General features: G+C 66.7%; 18 protein-coding genes. 8 read left to right on the forward strand and 10 right to left on the reverse strand.

The window, feature by feature from the left end:
* The first annotated feature begins 216 nt into the window (after positions 1 to 216).
* From OCUBac02_RS16305 to OCUBac02_RS16315, 3 genes are read left to right on the forward strand one after another with little or no spacing between them, the layout of a single operon-like run.
* Complete coding sequence (locus OCUBac02_RS16305) at positions 217 to 2,157, forward strand: putative bifunctional diguanylate cyclase/phosphodiesterase (RefSeq protein ID WP_173047067.1); 1,941 nt, start codon at positions 217 to 219, stop codon at positions 2,155 to 2,157.
* A gap of 49 nt (positions 2,158 to 2,206) precedes the next feature.
* The gene (locus OCUBac02_RS16310; RefSeq protein WP_173047069.1) at positions 2,207 to 3,247 is read left to right on the forward strand and encodes an aspartate carbamoyltransferase; all 1,041 of its coding nucleotides are present in this window, start codon (positions 2,207 to 2,209) and stop codon (positions 3,245 to 3,247) included.
* Positions 3,244 to 4,149: a hypothetical protein gene (locus tag OCUBac02_RS16315; RefSeq protein WP_173047071.1), complete on the forward strand. Its 906-nt coding sequence runs from the start codon at positions 3,244 to 3,246 to the stop codon at positions 4,147 to 4,149. Before OCUBac02_RS16310 ends, OCUBac02_RS16315 begins: the two co-directional genes overlap by 4 nt.
* A gap of 10 nt (positions 4,150 to 4,159) precedes the next feature.
* Here the strand turns inward: OCUBac02_RS16315 and OCUBac02_RS16320 are convergent, their stop codons facing one another.
* Positions 4,160 to 4,897 (reverse strand): SIMPL domain-containing protein, encoded by a 738-nt coding sequence (locus OCUBac02_RS16320; protein ID WP_173047073.1) that lies wholly within the window; start codon positions 4,895 to 4,897, stop codon positions 4,160 to 4,162.
* A 219-nt stretch (positions 4,898 to 5,116) separates the two neighbouring features.
* On the opposite strand from OCUBac02_RS16320, the gene OCUBac02_RS16325 reads away from it, so the two are divergent.
* Complete coding sequence (locus OCUBac02_RS16325) at positions 5,117 to 5,683, forward strand: cytochrome b (RefSeq protein WP_280528821.1); 567 nt, start codon at positions 5,117 to 5,119, stop codon at positions 5,681 to 5,683.
* Between the two features lie 8 nt (positions 5,684 to 5,691).
* Here OCUBac02_RS16325 and OCUBac02_RS16330 read toward each other — a convergent pair whose 3' ends face one another.
* The 3 genes from OCUBac02_RS16330 to OCUBac02_RS16340 form a co-directional block, all read right to left on the reverse strand.
* Positions 5,692 to 7,380, reverse strand: coding sequence for an acyl-CoA dehydrogenase family protein (locus tag OCUBac02_RS16330; RefSeq protein WP_173047076.1), 1,689 nt, complete (start codon positions 7,378 to 7,380; stop codon positions 5,692 to 5,694).
* Positions 7,381 to 7,460: 80 nt separating this feature from the next.
* Positions 7,461 to 8,342 (reverse strand): DMT family transporter, encoded by an 882-nt coding sequence (locus tag OCUBac02_RS16335; RefSeq protein WP_173047078.1) that lies wholly within the window; start codon positions 8,340 to 8,342, stop codon positions 7,461 to 7,463.
* Between the two features lie 201 nt (positions 8,343 to 8,543).
* A complete protein-coding gene (locus OCUBac02_RS16340; RefSeq protein ID WP_173047080.1) occupies positions 8,544 to 9,203 on the reverse strand; it encodes a glutathione S-transferase family protein in 660 nt (219 codons plus the stop codon).
* Between the two features lie 197 nt (positions 9,204 to 9,400).
* Here OCUBac02_RS16340 and OCUBac02_RS16345 point away from each other — a divergent pair, with 197 nt between their 5' ends.
* Positions 9,401 to 10,948 (forward strand): methyl-accepting chemotaxis protein, encoded by a 1,548-nt coding sequence (locus tag OCUBac02_RS16345; RefSeq protein WP_173047082.1) that lies wholly within the window; start codon positions 9,401 to 9,403, stop codon positions 10,946 to 10,948.
* 186 nt (positions 10,949 to 11,134) lie between these two features.
* Here OCUBac02_RS16345 and ccrA read toward each other — a convergent pair whose 3' ends face one another.
* On the reverse strand, positions 11,135 to 12,406 hold the full coding sequence (gene ccrA / locus OCUBac02_RS16350) for a crotonyl-CoA carboxylase/reductase (RefSeq protein ID WP_047582416.1): 1,272 nt from the start codon (positions 12,404 to 12,406) through the stop codon (positions 11,135 to 11,137).
* A gap of 201 nt (positions 12,407 to 12,607) precedes the next feature.
* Here ccrA and OCUBac02_RS16355 point away from each other — a divergent pair, with 201 nt between their 5' ends.
* Positions 12,608 to 12,910 carry a hypothetical protein gene (locus tag OCUBac02_RS16355; RefSeq protein ID WP_047582414.1) on the forward strand — a complete coding sequence of 101 codons (303 nt, stop codon included), beginning with the start codon at positions 12,608 to 12,610 and terminating at the stop codon, positions 12,908 to 12,910.
* A gap of 3 nt (positions 12,911 to 12,913) precedes the next feature.
* On the opposite strand, the gene OCUBac02_RS16360 is transcribed toward OCUBac02_RS16355, so the two are convergent.
* Positions 12,914 to 13,846 (reverse strand): PLP-dependent cysteine synthase family protein, encoded by a 933-nt coding sequence (locus OCUBac02_RS16360; RefSeq protein ID WP_173047084.1) that lies wholly within the window; start codon positions 13,844 to 13,846, stop codon positions 12,914 to 12,916.
* Between the two features lie 104 nt (positions 13,847 to 13,950).
* Here OCUBac02_RS16360 and OCUBac02_RS16365 point away from each other — a divergent pair, with 104 nt between their 5' ends.
* The gene (locus tag OCUBac02_RS16365; protein ID WP_173047086.1) at positions 13,951 to 14,370 is read left to right on the forward strand and encodes a MarR family winged helix-turn-helix transcriptional regulator; all 420 of its coding nucleotides are present in this window, start codon (positions 13,951 to 13,953) and stop codon (positions 14,368 to 14,370) included.
* Positions 14,371 to 14,373: 3 nt separating this feature from the next.
* Here OCUBac02_RS16365 and ubiG read toward each other — a convergent pair whose 3' ends face one another.
* Positions 14,374 to 15,135: a bifunctional 2-polyprenyl-6-hydroxyphenol methylase/3-demethylubiquinol 3-O-methyltransferase UbiG gene (ubiG, locus tag OCUBac02_RS16370; RefSeq protein WP_173047088.1), complete on the reverse strand. Its 762-nt coding sequence runs from the start codon at positions 15,133 to 15,135 to the stop codon at positions 14,374 to 14,376.
* A 134-nt stretch (positions 15,136 to 15,269) separates the two neighbouring features.
* Between ubiG and OCUBac02_RS16375 the strand changes: the two genes are divergently transcribed.
* The gene (locus OCUBac02_RS16375; protein WP_173047090.1) at positions 15,270 to 16,508 is read left to right on the forward strand and encodes an aspartate kinase; all 1,239 of its coding nucleotides are present in this window, start codon (positions 15,270 to 15,272) and stop codon (positions 16,506 to 16,508) included.
* Positions 16,509 to 16,654: 146 nt separating this feature from the next.
* Here the strand turns inward: OCUBac02_RS16375 and OCUBac02_RS16380 are convergent, their stop codons facing one another.
* The 3 genes from OCUBac02_RS16380 to OCUBac02_RS16390 are packed head-to-tail and all read right to left on the reverse strand — an operon-like array spanning position 16,655 to position 21,465.
* Positions 16,655 to 19,789 (reverse strand): efflux RND transporter permease subunit, encoded by a 3,135-nt coding sequence (locus OCUBac02_RS16380; protein ID WP_173047092.1) that lies wholly within the window; start codon positions 19,787 to 19,789, stop codon positions 16,655 to 16,657.
* Positions 19,786 to 20,979 carry an efflux RND transporter periplasmic adaptor subunit gene (locus OCUBac02_RS16385; protein WP_173047094.1) on the reverse strand — a complete coding sequence of 398 codons (1,194 nt, stop codon included), beginning with the start codon at positions 20,977 to 20,979 and terminating at the stop codon, positions 19,786 to 19,788. Before OCUBac02_RS16385 ends, OCUBac02_RS16380 begins: the two co-directional genes overlap by 4 nt.
* Positions 20,980 to 20,994: 15 nt before the next feature.
* Complete coding sequence (locus OCUBac02_RS16390; protein WP_173047096.1) at positions 20,995 to 21,465, reverse strand: MarR family winged helix-turn-helix transcriptional regulator; 471 nt, start codon at positions 21,463 to 21,465, stop codon at positions 20,995 to 20,997.
* Between the last annotated feature and the right edge of the window lie 7 nt (positions 21,466 to 21,472).

The raw sequence follows: 21,472 nt of genomic DNA on the forward strand, positions 1-21,472 counted from the left end.
TCTCGGCCGCGCCGCCGGCCGGACTGAAGGCCCAGCCGGCCGGCGATGCCCCGGAAGGTTTAGCCAAGTACCGCCTCCGCGGCTGATCGTGCGAGATCCGTCCCGGTTGATAATTTGTCGGCGAAACCGTCGAAGCGACATACAGTTCTTTAATAGATTTTTAGCGAGAATAGCGGGTACGCCGAACGAAAAGCAGATTGAACGACGGGACGCCTGATGATCGTCGACGTTCACGAGAACGACAGCGCGATGAAATCGGAACTGGTGGCAGCGCTCTATGCCACACCCGGAACGATCTTCATCGGGACCGTCACGGTCGCGGCGGTCATGGTGGCGAGCGCGCTACTGACCGGCGACGTCGCCTTCCACGCCATGGCGGCGGTCATGGTCGCCATCGGTGTATTCCGCCATCTTTCGCATCGCTACTACAAGGGCGTCCATCTCGCCACGGCCACCGAAGGCCAGATCGGCACCCTGGAAAACCTCGCCATGGCCGGCGCCTGGTCGACCGCCAGCCTGATCTCGGCCTATGGCTGCTATGCCATCCTGCGCTACACCTACGAGCCGGTCGCGGCTCTCGCGATCGCGCAGACGATCGGCTATCTCGCCGGCATTTCGGGACGCAACAGCTCGCGGCCGGTGATCACCCGTGTGCAGGTGCTGGCCGCGGCGACCCCCTTCACGCTCGCCCTGCTCTGGACGCGGGACCCGGCTCATGTGGTGATCGGGCTCTCTGTCCTGCTCACCACCGTCCTGACCTTCTCGAGCGCGCAGGTGATCCACCAGATCTTCCTCGCCCGCCTGCGCACGATGCGCGAGCTTGAGCATCTCGCGGTTAACGACACGATCACCAGCCTCTACAACCGGCGCGGCTTCATGCGCGAAATCCGGCAGATGGCAGCCTCCGGCCGCCCGGTCACGCTGGTCTCGATCGACATCGACCGCTTCAAGAGCATCAACGACAGCCTCGGCCACGATATCGGCGATGCGCTGCTGCAGGGCTTCAGCGAGACGCTGATCGCCGAGCTCGGCGTCGGCGACATCGCCGCGCGCACCGGCGGCGACGAGTTCATGGTCGCGACCTCGCGCGATGCCGAGGCGACCAGCGCGCTCGCCGCCCGCCTCGTCATGATGCTCGCCAGCCAGCGCGTCATCGGCGGGCGCCATGTCACCGCGACCGCCAGCATGGGCATCGCCCCCGCCGGCTGCGCCGCGTCGATCGACGAGGCGCTGAAATGCGTCGACATCGCGCTCTACCGCGCCAAGCTCGACGGGAGGAACCGCTTCGTCATGTACACCGACGCCATCCGCAACGAGCACGAAGACGGCGTGGCGCTCGAAACCGAGCTGCGCGACGCGATCCGCCGCGGCGAGTTCGAGCTGCATTTCCAGCCGATCTACAACCCGCGCTCCGGCACCGCGACCATGGCGGAGGCGCTGCTGCGCTGGCGCCATCCCCGGCGCGGCATGGTCAGCCCCGAGATCTTCATCCCGCTGGCGGAGCGGACCGGGCTCATCACCGTGCTCGGCTCCTGGGTTCTCGGCGAGGCGATCCGGACCGCCCTGTCCTGGCCGCGCAGCGTCGGCGTCAGCGTCAATGTCTCGGCCCGCCAGTTCGACCATGGCCACGACATCGTCGGCGTGGTCGAGGCGCTGCTGCGGATGAGCGGCATCGAGCCGCAGCGCCTGACGATCGAGATCACCGAGAGCTCGCTGATCGACGATCCCGACCATGTCGTCTCCAGGCTCGTGGCGCTGCGCCAGCTCGGCGTGCGGATCGCGCTCGACGATTTCGGCACCGGCTATTCCTCGCTCAGCTATCTCGCGCATCTGCCGATCGACACGATCAAGATCGACCAGGCCTTCACCCAGGAGATCGGCACCTCGCGCAAGGCGGATTCGCTGATGAACGCGATCGCCCAGCTCGCGCATGATCTGAAGCTGCGCCTGATCGTCGAGGGCGTGGAGACGCAGGAACAGCTCACCGTCATCGAGAAGCACGCCGTCCACGGCATTCAGGGCTACATCTTCGCCCGGCCAATGACAGCGACCGATTTGCTGCCCATGATCGGCAACCGTGTTCCCACGGGGCGGATGGGGTCGGCGCGCTCGCGCTCCGGCTCGCGCAAGCCGGGCCGCTTCAGTCAGGTTGCCTGATAGCTCCCGGACGCAGACGACCGCGCGAGCCGGAGGCCAGAGGCTGCTGATGCAACGCCCGAACTATCCGAGCGGGAAGGATCTGCTGAGCGCCGATGCCGTCTCGCGTTTCGACCTCGACGACATCATCGAGCGCGCCGAACGGCATCTGCACGAGGAGGAGCTGGAAAAAGCCGGCCTGCCCCTGCCCGACCAGCCGCCGTCCCCGCGCCGCCGGCCTAAGGTGATCGCCACGCTGTTCGACCAGCGCAGCACGCGTACCCGCCTCGGCTTCCAAACGGCGGCGGCGCGGCTGGGGCACCAGTCGATCGATGCCTATGACACCGACCGCAGCCGCATGGGCACGGCGACCGGCGAATCGATCGAGGACCATATCCACACGGTCGAACTCTACAGCGACCTGCTGATCGTACGCTCGCATATGGAGGACATGCCCTATCGCGTCGGGCGGCTGAGCTATCTGCCGGTGATCAATGCCGGCAACGGCGCCGACGAACACCCGACCCAGGCGCTGGTCGACATCTTCGCGATCCGGCAGATGCGCGGCGCGATCGAGACTCTCAGCATCGCGCTCTCGAGCGATTCGCGGGCGCGCTTCGCGATCTCTTTCGTGAAGATGCTGAGCCTCTCGCCGCCGAAGCGCTTCACGCTGTGCTGCCTGCCCGACGTGCCGATCAACCCGGCGATGCGCGAGGCGATGACCATGCTCGCCGATCTCGGCACGCAGGTCGGCATGGTCCACGACATCCGCCATACGCTCGACCATGACGTGCTCAGCATCCAGATGCAGGACATGAGCAAATTCGCCCACGCCTCCCTCGGCAACGAGGCCGTCGACAAGGAAAAAGAGAGCGAGCCCTTTACCCTGACCGCCCGCAAGGTCCTCGACGCCCGTTCCGATACGTTGATCCTCAACCCGCTTCCGCGCTTCTCGGAGCTCGACACCTCATGCGACAGCCTCCCGAACGCAGGCTATTTCCGCCAGGTCCAGCTTTCCGTGCCGATGCGAATGGCCATTCTGGAGCGGATGCTGCTGGGCATTCCCTGGACGGGGCAGGCCGAGACTTTCCGGCCTTCCTCGGGTGGATGAGCGCCTATCTCGCGTCCTATCTCGCGATCGCCCTCTCCATCCGCCTTCTCGCCGGCTATCTCACCGTCATCGAGATCGGCCTCCTGCGCTCGGTCGGCAGCCTCGCCATCGCGGCTTCCGCCGTCTGGGCGGGCGGTGCCGCGCAACGCCGCCACGTCCTGCCCCCGAGGCTGCGCGACGATATCCTGCGCAGCGTCCTGCATCTGGCCGGTTCGCTCGCGCTGATCTGGAGCCTGGCGCATCTGCCGCTCGCGCTCGTCACCACCATCGAATTCTCGGGCCCGCTTTTCGCTGCCGTGTTGCTCTTTCTCGTGCTGCGCCGCCGCCCCGGCATCGCGGCAACGGTCGGGCTGGCCGTGCTCGCGACCGGGATCGGGCTCCTGGTATTCCGGCTCGACGCCGTCCCCAACCGCGACCTCGCCATCGCGATCGGCGCGGTCGCGATGCTGACCACCACCAACCTGATGCTGGCGCGGCTGGCGGCGCAGCGCAGCACGCTCTCCATCGTGCTGCTGATGCACGCGATCCAGCTGCCGCTCTATCTGCTACTCTGGTTCTTCGTGCCGGAACAATGGTCGCCGCCGCCGCAGCCCTACCGACTGGCCTTCGCGCTGCCGGAGCTCGCGGTGATCGGCGGCGCCGTGCTCGCGTTGATCGTCGGCGGTTTCGTCTCGCAGGCTGTGCTCGCCAATGCGTCCCGTCATGGCACGGCCCTGCAGCTCTGCAGCGCCGATACCCTGCGCGTGCCTCTGATCACGCTCGCGGCCTATCTCGCGCTGGCGGAACTGCCGCCGACCGAGCTGCTGCTGCCCGGCCTGTGGGTGCTCTGCGGCGTCATCATCACCAGCCTGCCCGTCGCGGCAGGCGGAAAGCTGCGCCCGGAACAGGCCGGGCGCGCTTGAAGGCAGGCCTTTACGGCGCGATCTCGAAGATCACGCTGACCTGCGTCCGATAGCTGTTCTCGCCGCTGGCCAGCGGCACGGCGGCCTCGCTGGCGGCCATGCGCACGGCCCCGCCATAAGGCATCGGACGCGGCATGATCGACTGTTCCTCGATCGAGAGAATCTTGCCGAGCTTGACATCGGCCGCCTCGGCCAAAGTCTTGGCCCGTGCCACCGCATCGGCGACTGCGCGCTTGCGCGCCTCGGTCAGGATCGGCTTCATGTCGTCCTTGACGAAGGCGATGCCGCCGCCCTGGTTGACGCCGAGCCCGACCGCCTTGTCGAGGATGCCACCCGCATCGGCGAGATTGCGGACCCGGACGGTCAGCGCGTTGCTGACGCTGTAGCCCGCGATCTTCGGCTCGCTGCTGCGGTCCTTGCCCGGCTGGGCATAGCGCGGCTGGATGCTGAGGCCCGAGGTCTGGAGGTCGCGCTCGGCGATGCCGGCCTCCTTCAGGGCGGCGAGCACCTGCTTCATCGCCTCGTTGTTGGCGGAGAGCGCGGCGCGCGCCGTCTCGGCCTCGCGCAGCACGGTGAGGTTCAGGATCGCCATGTCCGGCGCCACGCTGACCTCGCCTTCCCCGGTCACGCTGATGCGCGGGCTGGGACGCCCGGCGGCATCCTCCTGAGCCGAGGCGGAGGCGACCGGCAACATCGCGGCGGCGATCAGGGCGGCTCCGGCCAGGGCGGGGGCGAAAAGGTTCGACATCATGACTCCTGCAGATTCTACGGCAAAGCGGCCGTTGCGATGCCAAAGCGCCCGATGATGTCGAAATTATCACGACCCAGTGTCGAGCGGCACGGTTGATCCGCGATCAGCCGTGCCGCAGCCGGCAACGTCCCATGGAGCCCAATCATGACTCAAATTTAACTTTCGCACCGCACGCACGCCCCCTTAGGTTAGAATAAATCTAATTTCGAGGCTTCCATGACCGCGACTCCCGCCCGTTCGATAGCACCGGCCGCCTACGACGCGGTCTCACGATCACTGCATTGGGGAATGGCCACGCTGATCGTGATCGCCTTCGTCCTCGGGCTCACCGTCGATCTCTTTCCAAAGAGCTGGGATCATGCGCTCGTCGAGATTCACAAGATCATCGGCACCGCGATTTTACTCCTCCTGCTGGTCCGTCTCGGATGGCGCCTGACACATCGAGCCCCCGCTCCGGAGGAAGGTTCGGCAATACTGAGTTTCGCGGCACGCGCGGGCCATATCGCGCTCTACATCGTCATGTTTATCGTGCCCATCCTTGGCATATTGTATGCCGTCCGACGTGGGCAGGGCCTCGATTTCGGCCTGTTCGCCTTACCGCCGCTCCAGGCGGCGGAGCCCCGCTCCATCACGCGACCTATCCGCACATGGCATGAATTGGCTGCCTATGCCCTGATAGCGTTCGCCTGCCTGCACGCTATCGCCGCATGCTGGCATCATTTCATCCGCCAGGACGGCGTGTTGCGGCGCATGTTGCCGGCCTCGCACAGGAAAGCTCTCTGAGGCCAACATTATCCCTCGACCAGCCGGCGCGCGATGACCTGTGCCTGGATCTCGGCCGCGCCCTCGAAGATGTTGAGGATGCGGGCGTCACAGAGCACGCGGCTGACCGGATATTCCAGCGCGAAGCCGTTGCCGCCATGGATCTGCAGGGCGTTGTCGGCGGCAGCCCAGGCGACGCGGGCGCCAAGCAGCTTGGCCATGCCGGCCTCAAGGTCGCAGCGCCGGTCGGCATCCTTCTCGCGAGCGGCGAAATAGGTAAGCTGGCGGGCGATCAGGATCTCGGCCGCCATCATCGCAAGCTTGTCGGCGACGCGCGGGAAGGCGATCAGCGGCTTGCCGAACTGTATGCGCTCCTGCGCATAGCGCAAGCCGAGATCGAAAGCCGATTGCGCGACCCCGATGGCGCGGGCCGCCGTCTGGATGCGCGCCGCCTCGAAGGTCTGCATGAGTTGCTTGAAGCCCTGGCCGGGCACGCCGCCGAGCAGGTTTTCAGCCCTGACCTCGAAACCGTCGAAGGCAAGCTCGTATTCCTTCATGCCTCGATAGCCGAGCACCTCGATCTCGCCGCCGGTGAGCCCTTCGACCGGAAACGGATCGGCATCGCTGCCGCGCGGCTTCTCGGCGATCAGCATCGAGAGGCCCTTGTAGCCGGGCTCGGACGGATCCGTGCGCACCAGCAGCGTCATGATGTCGGCGCGGACAGGATGGGTGATCCAGGTCTTGTTGCCATGGACCTTCCAGACTGCTTCCGCCCCCTCGCCCTCCTTCACCGCCTTGGTCCGCAGCGAGGCGAGATCGGAGCCGGTATTGGGCTCGGTGAAGACGGCGGTCGGCAGGACCTCGCCGGAAGCGATCTTCGGCAGCCAATGCTCCTTCTGCGCATCGGTACCGCCGCAGAGGATGAGTTCGGCCGCGATCTCCGAGCGGGTGCCGAGCGAGCCGACGCCGATATAACCGCGCGAGAGCTCCTCCGAGACCACGCACATCGAGACCTTCGACAGGCCCATGCCGCCGAACTCCTCGGGAATGGTCAGCCCGAAGACGCCGAGCTCGGCCATCTTCTCGACCACCGGCATCGGGATGTACTCGTTCTCCAGATGCCATTCATGCGCGTGTGGCGTCACCTCGGCGGCGCAGAAGCGGCGCATCTCCGAGCGGATCGCCTCAAGCGTCTCGTCGAGGCCGGTATCGCCGATGCTGGCCGCGCCCTGGTCCTGACTGAAGAGCGCGACGAAGCGGGCGCGGTTCTCCGGCGTGTTGCCCTCAGTGATCAGCGCGTCGACGGCGTCGGAGCAGGCGGCAGCGACCGCCTTCTGCGACAGGCCGAGTGCCGGCAGGCGCAGGATCTCGCCCTGGCTCATCGGAATGCCGCCGAATATCTGGGCCGCGTATTCGCCGGCGCCGATGCGTAGCGCATAGTCCTCGACGGCGCCGTAGCGGTCCTCGGCGCGCAGGCGCTCGCCATAGGCGGCCAGTTCGCGCAGGGCCGTGACATAGGTCGCAAGCCAGGACAGGCCATGGGCGGCGTGCTGCTCGGCCTCCAGCCGGGCCGACGAGATGCGGCCGTCGAGGAGAACCTTCTGCCGCACTGCGGCAACGGCGTCCTTGAACAGGGTCTCCAGGCCCGGGAGCGCCGCCGAGATCAGTTCAACCGCATCCGCGCGATGCCCAGCCTTTGCGGCCGTATTGGCGTTCATGGTCTTCGACCCTCCCTTTGTTGCGACGCAGCATAAGGGGAGATCGCGCGAAACCGAAACCCTCCTTTTTGGGGAGGCGCCTACTTTCTGCTGGCCAGCACGACGCCGAGGATCGTCACCGCCATGCCGCCGATCTGAAGCGGGGTCAGCGTCTCCCCGAAGAGCAGCCAGGCCTCGACCGCGACGAGCGCCGGGACGAGATAGAGGAAGGTGACGATGCGCGAGACCTCGCCGCGCCGGAGCATGAACAGATAGAGCCAGATGCTGCCGATCGAGAGCACGACCACCGACCAGGCCAGCACCAGCAGCATGGTCAGGTTCCAGTCGATCCGCATCGGCTCGAAGGCGACGGCGAAGGGCAGCACGACGAGCCCGGCCGCGACATACTGGATCGCGGTGATCGTGCGCAGGTCGCCGGAGACGACGCGCGCCTTCTGGTAGAACGAGCCGGCGGTGACCGCGACCATTCCGCCGATATTGATCAGCATCGGCACGGCGATGCCCCACAGTGCCGCCGGCGCGACGCCAGCGAGCTGCGGCTGCAGCACCAAGGCGATCCCGACGAAGCCGCAGATGATGCCGAGCCAGCGCAGGCCCGAAATGCGCTCGCCCACCAGAGCCGGCGCGAAAAGCGCCGTGAGGATCGGTTGCAGGCCCGCGATCAGGCCGGAGATGCCGGCCGGCAGCCCGTGGCGCACCGCCCACCACACGCCGGCGAGGTAGATGCCGTGCAGCAGGATGCCGGTGATCGCCACGTCGATGATGGCGCGGCGGTCGCGCGGCCAGGGAGCGCCGGTCGCGAGCGCGATCAGCGTCAGCAGCGCCGCGGCGCTCGAAAAGCGCACGACGAGGAAGGTCAGGGCATCGGCATGGCGGGCCGAATAGCCGGCGACAACCCAGCCCGTGGACCAGAGGAAGGTGAAGAGCAGCGGGATCGCGCGCAGGATGAGAGGCGAGGACATGGGCACCTGGAACCGCCGGACCTTGAGCCATTCCGCCATTCGAATGGCGGAATGGCTCAAGGTCTTTGTCTTATCGCATTTTCTTCACGCGAACCGGCGTCCACTTCGCTCGAAAATGTTCCGGCCGTCTCTAGCGCCGATCGGCCGCGCCCGACAGAGCGCCGACGCCCCCGCCCCATGCTCCCATCGTCGATGCTTGCCTCAATCGCGATCGGGCGCGCCCGGCGGAAACAGCTTGCGGAACGGCCTCGCCTCGTCGACGGCGCGCGCGAAGGAGGGCCGCGCCAACAGGCGAGCCCGATAGGCGCGGAGATTGCCGAAGGCGGCGTCGATCTCGTGAACCCAGTCGGCATAGAACAGCGCGGGCGCCGCAGCGCAATCGGCCAGGCTGAAATCCTCGCCGCAGGCCCAGTGCCGCCCGGCGAGCGCGCCATCGAGCCAGCGATAGGCATCGTCCAGCTTCTCGCGCGCCCTGGCGACGCCGAAGGGATCGCGGTCGTCGGCCGGGCGCAGTTGGTCGAAGACGATCGCCTGCATCGGCGTCATCACGTAGTTGTCGAAGATCCGGTCCATCATCCGCACCTCCAGCGCCTGCTTCGCGTCGGCCGGCACCAGCCGGACCGCGCCCGGATGAAACAGGTCGAGATGCTCGATGATGACGCTCGATTCGAAGACGGGCATTTCGCCATCAACGAGCACCGGCATCTTCTTCATCGGCCAGAGTTTCACCCATTCGGCGCCGGCCGCGGGATCTTCCGGCCCGAGCTGGCGATAGATGAAGGGCGTCGCGTTCTCGTAGAGCGCCACCAGGACTTTCTGACAATAGGACGAGAACGGATGGGCGTAGAGCGTTAGCGGCACGGGCGCCTCCTGCACGAACCTGACCTGTTCTCTTGCATAGAGTAACTGATTGCGTTTTGCAATCAGTTACTCAGCAGAATGGCCAGGCGCGGGAAGCCGTCACAATCCTTAACGAAATCCGACGCGCCAACTTCCGCATCGTCAACCAATCATCAACGCCGCGCGCGCAATGTCGCTGGCGACCGAAAAGCCCGACCATGCCGCATATTTCCCATCCCTCCCCCGTTCCCGACGCAGAGCTGTTGAACAGCGAGCACGAAGGCTTCGTCGCCTTCGCGCAGAACGCCCTGGCATCCGCGATCCTGAACTTCGCGGCCGTGGTGGCGGTCGCGGCCATGCTGTGGCGGCCCGATCGCGCTCCCGTGCTGGTCGGCTGGGTGGCGGCGACGCTGACCTACTCGCTGTCGATGGGGCTCGACATCGCCGCCTGGCGCAGCCGCCTCTACGAACGCTCGCCCTGGCCGACGCGCATCGTGCATCTGCGCGCGCCGGCACTCGGGTTGATCTGGGGCGCCCTGCCCTGGATTGCCGGCGCGACGACCGATCCGCGGGAGAACATCGCCATCGGCTTCGTCATCGCCGGCATGATCGCCAGCGGCATGACGCGCTTCGTCGTCGTGCCCCGCGCGGCGCTGATCTACGGCGTTACGCTCGGTGCGACCGCGGTTCTGTCCTTCGTCCCGTTCTCCGCTGGCGCGGCGATCACGGTGGCGGTGCTGCTTGCCCTGTACCTCGTGTTCATGACCCGGCACGTTACGGCCTATGGCGCGACGCTGGCGGAAGCCGTGCGCAGCCGCAATGCCGCGATCGAAAGCAGCCGCGAGCGCATCGAGCTCCAGCAAAATGCACTCGCCGAGCGCGACGAGACGAGCCGCCGGCATCACGAGCTGCTGGAGATCGTCGCGGCCTTCCGGCAGTCGATGGCGGGCTTCCAGGACGTCGTCCGGCACGAGACGCAGGGCATCGCGGCCAGTGCCGCCTCGCTGGCCGGCACGGCCGAGACGACGGCGAGCCAGGCCGGCGCGGCGCGGATCGCCGCGGCGAGCGCCACCGGAGAGATCGACGCCATCGCCGCCAGCACCGGCCAGCTCAACGACGCGATCACGTTGATCGGCGAGCGGACCTACCGCGCCGGCGCGGTGATCAGCGATACCGTCTCGGTCAGCGCGACGGCGATGGCGGATATCGCGCAGCTCTCCGCACTGACGCAGGGCATAGCGGGCATCGTCGAAATGATCCAGGCGATCGCCGGACGGACGAACCTGCTCGCCCTGAACGCGACGATCGAGGCTGCGCGGGCCGGCGAGGCCGGGCGCGGCTTTTCCGTCGTCGCCGCCGAGGTCAAGGGTCTGGCGGCGCAGACGACCGATGCCAGCAACGAGATCATCACCAAGATCGGCGCGATCGGCGCTTCCGCCACGAATGTGACGCGCTCGATCGAAGCGATCCGCCAGGCCGTGCTCGACGTCCACGAGGTCACACATGCCATCGTCGCCGCCGTCGAGGAGCAGCGGACCGCGACCGCCGCCATGTCGAGCAATATCGATTCCGCCGCGGACCACAGCCGTCAGGCGACCGAGCGCGTCGAGCAGGCCTACGGCGCCGTCGGCGAGACCAAGACCGAGATCGGAAAGGCCCGGCAGGCCGCCGAAATCATGGCCGAGGTGGCCGGTTCGCTCGCGACCTCGGTCGACGATTTCCTGCGCCGCATGGAAGCGGCGAATGCCGGCGGGCGAGCTGCCTGAGCAGCCCCTCTATCCAGGTGTTTCCCGCTGCAAAGAGTCCGGCTTCGACGAACCCGCCATTCGCGTCATGGTCGGGCTTGTTCCGACCATCCACGTCTTCGTCGATACCATGCGGTGTTCAAGGCGTGGATGCTCGCCACAAGGGCGAGCATGACGGCAGTCCGAACGAGGACAGTTCGCGAAGCCTCAGCCCGGCAGCGCCTCGGCGACATCCTCATAGGTCCTGAGGCCCGTGCGCGGGGCGTAGACCAGCACCGACATGTTGCCCGGCGCATGCTCGTTCTTCCACATCTTTTGGTGGGCGAGCGGGATCTTGTCCCAGGGGAAGACCTCGGACATGCAGGGGTCGACGCGCCGGTCGATCACGAACTGATTGGCGGCGCTCGCCTGCTTGAGATGTGCGAAATGCGAGCCCTGCACGCGCTTCTGCCGCATCCAGACATAGCGCGCGTCGAAGGTGATGTTGAAGCCGGACGTGCCGGCGCAGAACACCACCATGCCGCCGCGCTTGGCGACAAGGCAGGAAACCGGGAAGGTCGCCTCGCCCGGATGCTCGAAGACGATGTCGACATCCTTCTTGCCGGTGATGTCCCAGATCGCCTTGCCGAACTTGCGGGCCTCCTTGGTCCACTCGTTGTACTCGGGCGAATTGACCTTGGGCATCTGGCCCCAGCAATTGAAATCCTTGCGGTTGATCACGCCCTTCGCGCCGAGGCCGAGCACATAGTCGCGCTTGGTCTCGTCCGAGATCACGCCGATCGCGTTGGCGCCGGAGGCCGCGCAGAGCTGCACGCCGAAGACGCCGAGGCCGCCCGAGGCGCCCCAGACGAGGACGTTGTCGCCGGGCTTGATGGTGTGGGGAGCGTGGCCGAAGAGCATGCGATAGGCGGTGGCCAGCGTCAGCGTGTAGCAGGCCGCCTCCTCCCAGGCGAGGTGCTTGGGCTTGTGCATGAGCTGGCGCGACTGCACCCGGCAGAACTGGGCGAAGGAGCCGTCCGGCGTCTCGTAGCCCCAGATGCGCTGGGTCGACGAGAACATCGGATCGCCGCCATTGCACTCCTCATCGTCGCCATCGTCCTGGTTGCAGTGGACGATGACCTCGTCGCCGACCTTCCAACGCTTCACCTTGGAGCCGACCGCCCAGACGATGCCCGAGGCATCGGAGCCGGCGACATGGAACGGCGCCTTGTGGACGTCGAAGGGCGAGATCGGCTGGCCGAGGCCGGCCCAGATGCCGTTGTAGTTGACGCCGCCGGCCATGACGAGGAGCAGCACCTCCTCCTCGCCGATCGACCATGTCGGCACAACCTCGACCTGGAACGAGTCCTGCGGCGCCCCGTGGCGCTCGCGCCGGATCGCCCAAGCGTACATCTTCTCCGGGACATGGCCGAGCGGGGGCAACTCGTCGAGCTCATAGAGATCCTTGAGCGGCTTCACGGCGGCCTGCGACTTCGACATGGTCGTCTCCCTGCTCTCTTTCGTCGTTGCCCAGCCCGGAGTTCGTCGGCGGATTGGGACGCCGATCATGCACCATATGCTGCGCTGCGCCATTAACCTAAGGAATCACGCCGCAGCGCAACACCCTTTCTTTCGCCACTTGCGCTTTCTTCATCGTTTGCTGTGATGCTGGCGTCCGGCGCGGCGTACCGAGGAGAAACGATGCCCGGTCTGCTGAAGATGATCGGCCTGCCCGATATGCCCATGCTGTCCGTGGTGATCGTTCTCACGATGATCGTGCTGAGCGCGCTTCTGATCGGCTGGCTGGCCGATCTCCTGCTCGACGAGGCCGGTTTCGGCGTGATGTTCAATACCGGCATCACGCTCGTCGGCGCCTTCGCCGGCGCCTGGCTCTGGCACCGCTACGGCATCCCGACGCGCTTTCCGGCCGAAGCCCTGCGCGCCGCGATCGCGACGGGGTCCGGCCTGCTGCTGCTGATCGCGATGGCCGTCATCCGGCCGTGAAAATCAACGCGCGGGTTGGGCGCCGAAGCCGTTCAGGTATTTCATCCCGGTATCGCACATCAGCGTGACGATGGTCGCGCCGGCGCCGAGCCGCTCGGCCAGTCGTAGCGCCGCCAGGACGTTACCGCCGGTCGATGTGCCCGCGAACAGCCCCTCCTCCCGCGCCAGGCGCAGCACCATCGCCGTCGCCTCGGCCGTCGAGACCGGCTCGATGGCATCGACGAGGTCGGCCCGCCAGAGCGGCACGACATAGCCGGCACCGACCCCGTCGATCTTGTGCGCGCCGGTCGGGCCGCCGGAGAGCACGGCGGATTCGGCCGGCTCCACCGCCATCAGGGCGATCTTCGGATCGCGCCGGAGCAGCGCCTCTCCGGTCCCGCGCAGGGACGCCGCCGTGCCGACGCTCTGGACGAAGCCGTCGATCCGGCCGCCAGTCTGCGCCCAGATCTCGTCCGCCAGCCGGTCATAGGCCGCGAGCTGGTCGGTATTGCGCATCTGGTCTGTCCAGAAGGCGCCCGTCTCGGCCGCGATGACGCGGGCGGCCTCGATCATGTCCTTGGTCAGCTTCTCGGTCATGCGCCCGGATTCGCTGGGAATGATCGTCAATTCGGCGCCGAGCAGGCGCATATGGGTCAGCTTCTCGCGGGCAAAGGCATCGGATGTGACGATGTGCAGGCGGTAGCCCTTCGCCGCGCAGACCTGCGCGAGCGAAACGCCGGTGCTGCCCCCCGTGTATTCGACGACGCTGCCGCCCGGCTTCAGGCGCCCGTCGCGCTCGGCCGCCTCGATCATCGCCAGAGCCATCCGGTCCTTCATGCTGCCGGTCGGGTTCTCGCTTTCGATCTTCAGGAGGATGCGCGCGCCGTTCTCCGGCACGATCCGGCGCAGCGGCAGAAGCGTGGTGCCGCCGATGCGGCTGAGGATGTCGATGGGCATGGCAGGTCCCAGGAAAGCAATTAGATGTATATGCAATTATTGTATCTGCATGTAAACTCTGATTCGCCATGAAGGGACAGCACGGATTGCGGAACGAAGTACGGATGCTGGCTGCCAGCTGCGCCGGATTGACTATCCGGCAAGCCGCGCGGCGGATGACGCAAGCCTATGAGAATGCGTTGCAGGACAGCGGCCTGAGCGTCGCTCAGCTCGGGCTCATGGCGGTGATCGCGACGCATGAGGACGACCACATGGCGGCGCTCGCGGAGCAGGCCGGGCTCGATCCCTCGACGCTGTCGCGCAATCTGAGGGGGCTGGAGCGCGACGGGCTGGTCGAGATCGCCTCGGTGGAGAAGGATTTGCGCCGCCGCGCCGTCTGGCTGACGGAGAAAGGGCTCAGGCGCCTTCAGGGCGCACTGCCGGTCTGGCGAGATGCCCAGACCCGCATGGCAGAACTCTTTCCAGCCGAGCTGCTGCAGCGACTCGCGGCCGCGAGCGAGAAGCTCGCCCGACCAGATGATTGAGCGTCAGGCCCCGCCGCTGCGGATGGCGGCGAGCATGTAGTTCACGTCCATGTCGCGCGAAGCGCTCCAGCGGCCGGTCAGCGGATTGAAGACCACGCCGGTCTGCGTGCCCAGCATAAAGCCGTTGCCCTCAATGGCGCCGCCGAGCTCGACCGGCGTCACGAACTTCTCCCAGTCATGCGTGCCCTTCGGCAGCCAGCGCAGGACGTATTCGGCGCCGACGATCGCCAGCGCATAGGATTTCAGCGTGCGGTTGAGCGTCGCCATGATGAGCAGGCCGTCCGGCTTCACCGCCGCGCAGCAGGCGGCGACGAAAGCCTCGACATCGGCGACATGCTCGACGACCTCCATCGCGAGCACGATGTCGAAGCGCTTGCCGGATTCGACGACAGCCTCGATCGTCTCCTCGCGATAATCGATCGAAAGCCCGCTCTTTTCCGCATGGGCTCGCGCGACCGCGATATTGGTCGGGGCCGGATCGAGACCGGTGACCTCGGCGCCCAGCCGCGCGAGCGGCTCGGAGAGCACGCCGCCGCCGCAGCCGATATCGACGAGGCTCAGGCCATCGAGGGAACGCATCGTCTTCGGATCGCGGCCGAAATGGGCGCAGGCCTCGTCGCGGACGAAGCCGAGCCGCACAGGATTGAACTTGTGCAGGACGGCCATGGGCCCTTTCGGGTCCCACCAGTCGCGGGCGATCGCATCGAAGCGGGCGACCTCGGCCGGGTCGATCGTCGAGCCTGTGCGCTGGGTCGCAGCCGCCATGAACCGGTCCTTCGCTGATGCGATGCCTCATTGACACCGCGCCTGTCGCCCGTCATCTACACCCGCCCCGCCGCAAGTGCGAGGGCGACGTTTCGACCCGGCCCAAAGCCGGGACAGCTATCGAAAAGACCGTCATGGCCCGTCTGGTGATGAAATTCGGCGGCACCTCTGTCGCCACTGTCGAGCGGATCAAGAACGCGGCGCGCCACGTCAAACGCGAGTTCGACGCCGGCCACGAGGTCGCGGTCGTGGTCTCCGCCATGTCGGGCAAGACCAACGAGCTCGTCGCCTGGTGCAGGGAAGCGGCGCCGATGTTCGACCAGGCCGAGTACGACACCGTCGTCGCCTCGGGCGAGCAGGTCACCTCCGGCCTGATGGCGATCGTGCTTCAGGAGATGGGCCTGCCGGCGCGCTCCTGGCAGGGCTGGCAGATCCCGCTCTACGGCTCGGACGCGCATGGTTCGGCCCGGATCGAGAGCGTCGACGGCGCCGGTATCGTTGCGGGCTTCGACCGCAACCGCGAGATCGCGGTCTGCTCCGGCTTCCAGGGCATGAACCCGCGCACGCATCGCATCGTCACGCTCGGCCGCGGCGGCTCCGACACCAGCGCGGTCGCGCTCGCCGCCGGTCTCAAGGCCGATCGCTGCGACATCTACACCGATGTCGACGGCGTCTACACCACCGACCCGCGCGTGGTGCCCAAGGCCCGGCGCATGGACAAGGTCTCCTTCGAGGAAATGCTCGAAATGGCCTCGCTCGGCTCCAAGGTGCTGCAGGTGCGCTCGGTCGAGATCGCCATGACCCAGCGCGTGCCGACCTATGTGCGCTCCTCCTTCGACGACCCCGAAAACCCCAATCCTGGCACCCTCATCTGCGACGAGGACGACATCGTGGAACAGCAGATCGTCACCGGCATCGCCTTCTCCCGGGACGAAGCCCAGATCACCCTCCGGCGCGTGGCCGACAAGCCCGGCGTCGCCGCGGCGATCTTCGGCCCGCTCGCCGATGCCAATATCAATGTCGACATGATCATCCAGGTCGTCTCGGACGACCAGGCGACGACCGACATCACCTTCACCGTGCCGACCGCCGACTACGAGCGCGCCAGGACGCTGCTCGAGAGCAAGCACGACACGATCTCCTATCAGGAGATCCAGGGCGCGACCGACGTGGTGAAGATCTCGGCGATCGGCGTCGGCATGCGCTCGCATGCGGGTGTCGCCGCGCGCGCCTTCCGGGCACTGGCCGAGAAGGGCATCAACATCCGCGCGATCACCACCTCCGAGATCAAGTTCTCGGTGCTGATCGACTCGGCCTATACCGAGCTCGCGGTGCGCACGCTGCACTCGCTCTACGGGCTGGATGCCGCCTGAGGCCAACAAGCCTCGATAATCACTCCCGCGCCGTCATGCTCGCCCTTGCGGCGAGCATCCGTGTCTTGAACACGATCTTCGACCTGCGAAGACGTGGATGGTCGGGACAAGCCCGACCATGACGGGAACGGGCGCTCCCGGCCCTGTCACTCCGCCGGGTGCGTGACCGTCGGCGGCGCGTGCTTCGTGCCGCGAATGGCTCCGCCGAACCTCACCAGCCCTTCCGAAAGCCTGTCCATGTAGAGGAACAGGACGGGCGTGATGAACAGCGTCAGCACCTGAGAGATCATCAGGCCACCGACCACGGCGATGCCGAGCGGCTGGCGCAGCTCGGCGCTCGCGCCCGCGCCGAGCGCGATCGGCAAGGTGCCCATCAGCGCCGCCAGCGTCGTCATCAGGATCGGCCGGAAGCGCATCACGCAGGCCTGATGGATCGCCTCCTGCGCGGTCTTTCCTTCGCGCCGGAGCACCAGCGCCACGTCGATCATCATGATCGCGTTCTTCTTGACGATGCCGATCAGCATCAGAAGCCCGATGATGGCGATGACCGAGAGTTCGAGGTCGAAGAGCCTCAACGCGCCGAGCGCGCCGACCGCCGCCGATGGCAGGCCGGTCAGGATCGTCAGCGGATGGATGAAGCTCTCGTAGAGAATGCCGAGCACGATGTAGATCGTCAGGATCGCGCCGGCGATCAGCAGGCCCTGATTGGCGAGCGAATCCTGGAAGGTCTTGGCCGTGCCGGCGAGCGTGGTCGAGATCGACTTCGGCAGGCCGAGCCGTTCCTTGATCGCCTCGATGCGGTTGACGCTGTCACCCAGCGCGACACCGGCGGGCAGGTTGTAGCTGATCGTGACGGCCGGGAGCTGGCCGAGCTGGTTGACCGTGAGCTGGCCGGCCGTGCGCTCGATCCGGGCGATGGCGCCGAGCGGTACCAGCGTGCCGGACTTGGTGCGCACACGGATCGCGTTCAGGCGCTCCGGCGTCCAGTGCTCGTTGGGATTGAACTCGACGACGACATTATAGCTGTCGCCGGCCGTATAGATCGTCGAGACCTGCCGGACGCCGAAGCCGGAATAGAGCGTCGAGCGCAGGATGTCGGAGCCGATGCCGAGCGCGCTGGCCTTGTCGCGATCGACGACCACCGTGGCCTGAAGGGCGTTGTCCTGCAGATCGGTGGTGACGTCGACGAAGGCCGAGCGGTCGCGGCTCATCGCATCGGCGAGGCGCACGGCCCAGCCGTTCATCTGCTGCTGGTCGAGCCCCTGCACGACGAGTTGATACTGGCTCTTCGAGGAACGTGCGCCGATGCGCAGGTTCTGGACGGGCGTCATATAGGTGCTGATGCCCGCCACCTGGGCCAGATCGCGCCTGAGCGATGCCAGCACGGCCTGGATATGGGGGCGCTCGTCGAGCGGCTTGAGCTCGACGAAGAGCCGCCCGGCATTGAGCGCGCTGCCACCACCGCCATTGCCGCCCACGGTCGAGGCGACATGGGCGACATAGGGCGACTTGCGGAAGACCTCGGCGACCTCGGCCTGGAGCTTCCGCATGGCCTCGAAGGAAATGTCCTGCCGCGCTTCGGTCGAAACCTGGAGCTGGCCGATATCCTCCTGGGGGAAGAAGCCCTTCGGCGTGGTCTGGAGCAGCCAGACCGTGCCCGCCATCGTCAGGAAAAAGGCGAGCAGCATCAGCGGCTGGAAGCGCAGGCAGAATTTCAGGCCCGCATCATAGCCCGCCAGCAGCTTGTCGAAGCCCTTTTCCAGCCAGCGGCCGAGCGCGTTCTCCCGGTGATGCTCGGAATAGCCCGAGAGCAGGCGCGAACAGAGCATCGGCGTCAGCGTCAGCGAGACGAAGGCGGAGGCGAGGATCGAGACGGTCACCACCACCGCGAACTCGTTGAAAATGCGGCCGATGACGCCGCCCATCAGCAGCACAGGGATGAAGACCGCCACAAGCGACAGCGAGATCGAGATGATGGTGAAGCCGATCTCGCCTGCGCCCTTGAGCGCGGCGTCGTAGGCCGAGAGCCCATCCTCCTCCATGTGGCGGACGATGTTCTCGAGCATGACGATGGCGTCGTCGACGACGAGGCCGACCGAGAGCGTGAGCCCCAGCAGCGAGATGTTGTCGATCGAGAAATTCAGCAGGTACATCACCGCCAGCGTGGCGATGATCGAGATCGGCACCGCGACGGCCGGGATGAAGGTCGCCGCCACCCGGCGCAGGAAGACGAAGATCACCATGACGACCAGCGCGATCGTCAACAGCAGCGTGAATTGCACGTCCTCCACCGCCTGCCGGATCGAGGTCGAGCGGTCGTTCAGCAGCGAGAGCGAGGCCGCCGCCGGCAACTGGTCCTCGAAGGCCGGGATCATCGCCTTGACGCGGTCGACGACCTCGACGGTGTTGGCGTCGGGCTGGCGCTGGACGGCAAGCACGATCGCCGGCGTCCCGTCATAGGTGCTGCGGGTCTGGGTGTTCTCGACGGAATCGATCACCTTGGCGACGTCGCCAAGCCGGACCGGCTTGCCCGAGCGCGTGGTGACGATGACATTGGCGAACTGGGCGGCATCGGCGAGCTGCGTCTTCGCCTGGATCGTGAGCTGCTGGGCCGAGTTCTGGATCGTGCCGACCGGCGTGTTGGCGTTGGTCGCGGTGATCGCCTGCTGCAATTCGTCGAGGCCGATGCCGCGCGCGGCGAGCGCCGTCGGGTCGATCTGGATGCGCACGGCGTATTTCTGGCTGCCCCAGATCAGCACCTGCGCGACGCCGTCGACGGTCGAGAGCGCCGGCGAGATCACCTGCTGGGCGAAGGCGTCGAGTTGCGAGAGCGGCACGACGTCGCTCTTCAAGGCCATCAGGACGATCGGCGCATCGGCCGGGTTCACCTTGCGGTAGCTCGGCGGCGTCGTCATCTCGATCGGCAATTGCCGCTGTGTGCGGGCGATCGCCGCCTGGACATCTGCCGCAGCCGCGTCGATGTCGCGGTTCAGCACAAACTGGATCGCGATCGAGGTCGAGCCCTGGGAGTTGGTGGTCGAGATCGAGTCGATGCCGGCGATGGTGGCGAACTGCTTGATCAAGGGCGTCGCGACCGAGGTCGCCATGGTGTCCGGGGAGGCGCCCGGCAATTGCGCGGAAACGTTGACGACCGGGAATTCGGCGCGCGGAAGCGCGGCGACCGGGAGGAAGCGGTACGCGAACAGCCCCGCCAGCACCAGCGAGACCGACATCAGGATGGTCGCGACGGGGTGGCGGATGCAGAAACCCGAGACGTTCATGAGCGTGCGCCTTCCGCAACCGGCGTCGCCTGCACCGGTTTCTCGCCGGTGGCCCCGCGTTCGCGCACTTTGCTGCCCTGCTTCAGGCGCATCTGACCGTCGGTGACGACGCGTTCGCCCGGCGCGATGCCTTCGTTCACCGCCGTGCGCTCGCCATCGCTGAGCGCGACCTTGATCTGCCGGAGATCAACCGTGAAATCGGGCTTCACGACGAAGGCATAGGGGCCCTTCTGGCCGGTCTGCACAGCGACCGTGGGGATCACCGTGATGCCGGTCAGTGTTTCCGGGATGATCTCGACATCGACATATTGGCCGGGCCAGAGGCTCAGGTCGTCGTTGGCGAACGCGGCCTTCGCTGTGATCGTGCCGGAGGTGATGTCGACGGTCGAGTCGACGAAATTGAGCTTGCCCTCGGCTGCGGTGCGGGCGGCATTGGGCACGCGCGCAGTGACCGGCACGGGTTTCGCGGCGGCAAGGGCACCTTGCAAGGTCGGCAATTCGCTCTCCGGCATGGCGAAGGAGACGCGCAGGGGCTTCATCTGGGTGATGGTCAGCAAGCCGGTGCCGCTGCTGTTGGCGCTGGCATTGACGAGATTGCCGGGCGTGACCTGCACGGTGCCGATGCGCCCGTCGATCGGCGCGGTGATGCGGGTATAGCTCAGCTTCAACCTGTCGGCGTCGAGCGTCGCATGATCGCCCTGGATCGAGGCGGCGGAACTGCGCTCGTCGGCCGTCGCCTGGTCGACCTGCGCCTGCGTGCCGGCATTGCGGGCGAAAAGCTGCTTGTAGCGGTCGAGATCGGCGAGGTTGCGGGTATGGGTCGCCTCGTCGCGGGCCAGCATCGCCTCGTCCTTGGCGATCTGGGCCTTGATGTCGCGATCGTCGAGCGTGAAGAGCAGGTCGCCGGCCGTGACGAACTGCCCGTCGGTGACGTGCTGGGCCATGATCTGGCTGTCGATGCGGGATCGCACGAGCACGCTCGCCGGCGTCTCGACGAAGCCGATCGCGTGCTTGCGCACCGGGAAATCGGCCTGGATCGCAGCCGCCGTGACGACCGCGACCGGAGCTCCCTCGCCCCGCCCCGCACGGGCCGAGCGCGCGGCCTCAGGCGCGCGCGAATGCCAATACCAGGCCCCGCCGGCCGCAAGGCCGATGGCGATAACGCCGATGATCAACCCGGAACGCTTCATCGTCTGTCCATTCGCTCAGGCTGCGTTGCCGGCTGAGGCCGGCGCCTTGTCTTCGGATCGGGTACGGATCTGCTCGCGGATCATCGAGAGCGTGCCGAGGGCGGACTGGATCGCGTCCTCCCCGGCCCCGCCGAGAATCTCTTCAGCGATCTCGGTCCGGACGGCATCGAGCTCGTCGACCAGCTCCCGCCCCTCCGGCGTGAGGAAGAGGCGGTAGGCGCGGCGGTCGGCAGGGTCTTCGCGGCGCTCGATCAGGTTCTGGCTCTGCAGGCGGTCGAGCAGACGGGCGAGCGAGATCGGCTGAAGGTCCATCTGGTCGGCCAAAGCGGCCTGGTTCAGCCCTTCCTGACGCCGCAGCCGCGACATCACCCCCCATTGCGCGCGTGTCGTGCCGTGCTGGCGGGCGCGCTGCTCGACATAGGTGCGGAGCAGCCGCGAGGTTTCGACGAGCTGGAAAACCAGCTCCCGCCGCAAAGGTCGCTTCATACGCAGG

It is taken from the genome of Bosea sp. ANAM02, assembly GCF_011764485.1.
Classification (GTDB): domain Bacteria; phylum Pseudomonadota; class Alphaproteobacteria; order Rhizobiales; family Beijerinckiaceae; genus Allobosea.

What these genes read in the sequence shown, in the direction of transcription:
- OCUBac02_RS16375 (WP_173047090.1), top strand. Translation starts at nt 15,270, where the DNA reads ATGGCCCGTCTGGTGATGAAATTCGGCGGCACCTCTGTCGCCACTGTC.
- ccrA (WP_047582416.1), bottom strand. Translation starts at nt 12,406, where the DNA reads ATGTCGAAGTCGCAGGCCGCCGTGAAGCCGCTCAAGGATCTCTATGAG.
- OCUBac02_RS16380 (WP_173047092.1), bottom strand. Translation starts at nt 19,789, where the DNA reads ATGAACGTCTCGGGTTTCTGCATCCGCCACCCCGTCGCGACCATCCTG.
- ubiG (WP_173047088.1), bottom strand. Translation starts at nt 15,135, where the DNA reads ATGGCGGCTGCGACCCAGCGCACAGGCTCGACGATCGACCCGGCCGAG.
- OCUBac02_RS16325 (WP_280528821.1), top strand. Translation starts at nt 5,117, where the DNA reads ATGACCGCGACTCCCGCCCGTTCGATAGCACCGGCCGCCTACGACGCG.
- OCUBac02_RS16305 (WP_173047067.1), top strand. Translation starts at nt 217, where the DNA reads ATGATCGTCGACGTTCACGAGAACGACAGCGCGATGAAATCGGAACTG.
- OCUBac02_RS16345 (WP_173047082.1), top strand. Translation starts at nt 9,401, where the DNA reads ATGCCGCATATTTCCCATCCCTCCCCCGTTCCCGACGCAGAGCTGTTG.
- OCUBac02_RS16315 (WP_173047071.1), top strand. Translation starts at nt 3,244, where the DNA reads ATGAGCGCCTATCTCGCGTCCTATCTCGCGATCGCCCTCTCCATCCGC.
- OCUBac02_RS16335 (WP_173047078.1), bottom strand. Translation starts at nt 8,342, where the DNA reads ATGTCCTCGCCTCTCATCCTGCGCGCGATCCCGCTGCTCTTCACCTTC.
- OCUBac02_RS16310 (WP_173047069.1), top strand. Translation starts at nt 2,207, where the DNA reads ATGCAACGCCCGAACTATCCGAGCGGGAAGGATCTGCTGAGCGCCGAT.
- OCUBac02_RS16390 (WP_173047096.1), bottom strand. Translation starts at nt 21,465, where the DNA reads ATGAAGCGACCTTTGCGGCGGGAGCTGGTTTTCCAGCTCGTCGAAACC.
- OCUBac02_RS16360 (WP_173047084.1), bottom strand. Translation starts at nt 13,846, where the DNA reads ATGCCCATCGACATCCTCAGCCGCATCGGCGGCACCACGCTTCTGCCG.
- OCUBac02_RS16385 (WP_173047094.1), bottom strand. Translation starts at nt 20,979, where the DNA reads ATGAAGCGTTCCGGGTTGATCATCGGCGTTATCGCCATCGGCCTTGCG.
- OCUBac02_RS16355 (WP_047582414.1), top strand. Translation starts at nt 12,608, where the DNA reads ATGCCCGGTCTGCTGAAGATGATCGGCCTGCCCGATATGCCCATGCTG.
- OCUBac02_RS16365 (WP_173047086.1), top strand. Translation starts at nt 13,951, where the DNA reads ATGCTGGCTGCCAGCTGCGCCGGATTGACTATCCGGCAAGCCGCGCGG.
- OCUBac02_RS16330 (WP_173047076.1), bottom strand. Translation starts at nt 7,380, where the DNA reads ATGAACGCCAATACGGCCGCAAAGGCTGGGCATCGCGCGGATGCGGTT.
- OCUBac02_RS16320 (WP_173047073.1), bottom strand. Translation starts at nt 4,897, where the DNA reads ATGTCGAACCTTTTCGCCCCCGCCCTGGCCGGAGCCGCCCTGATCGCC.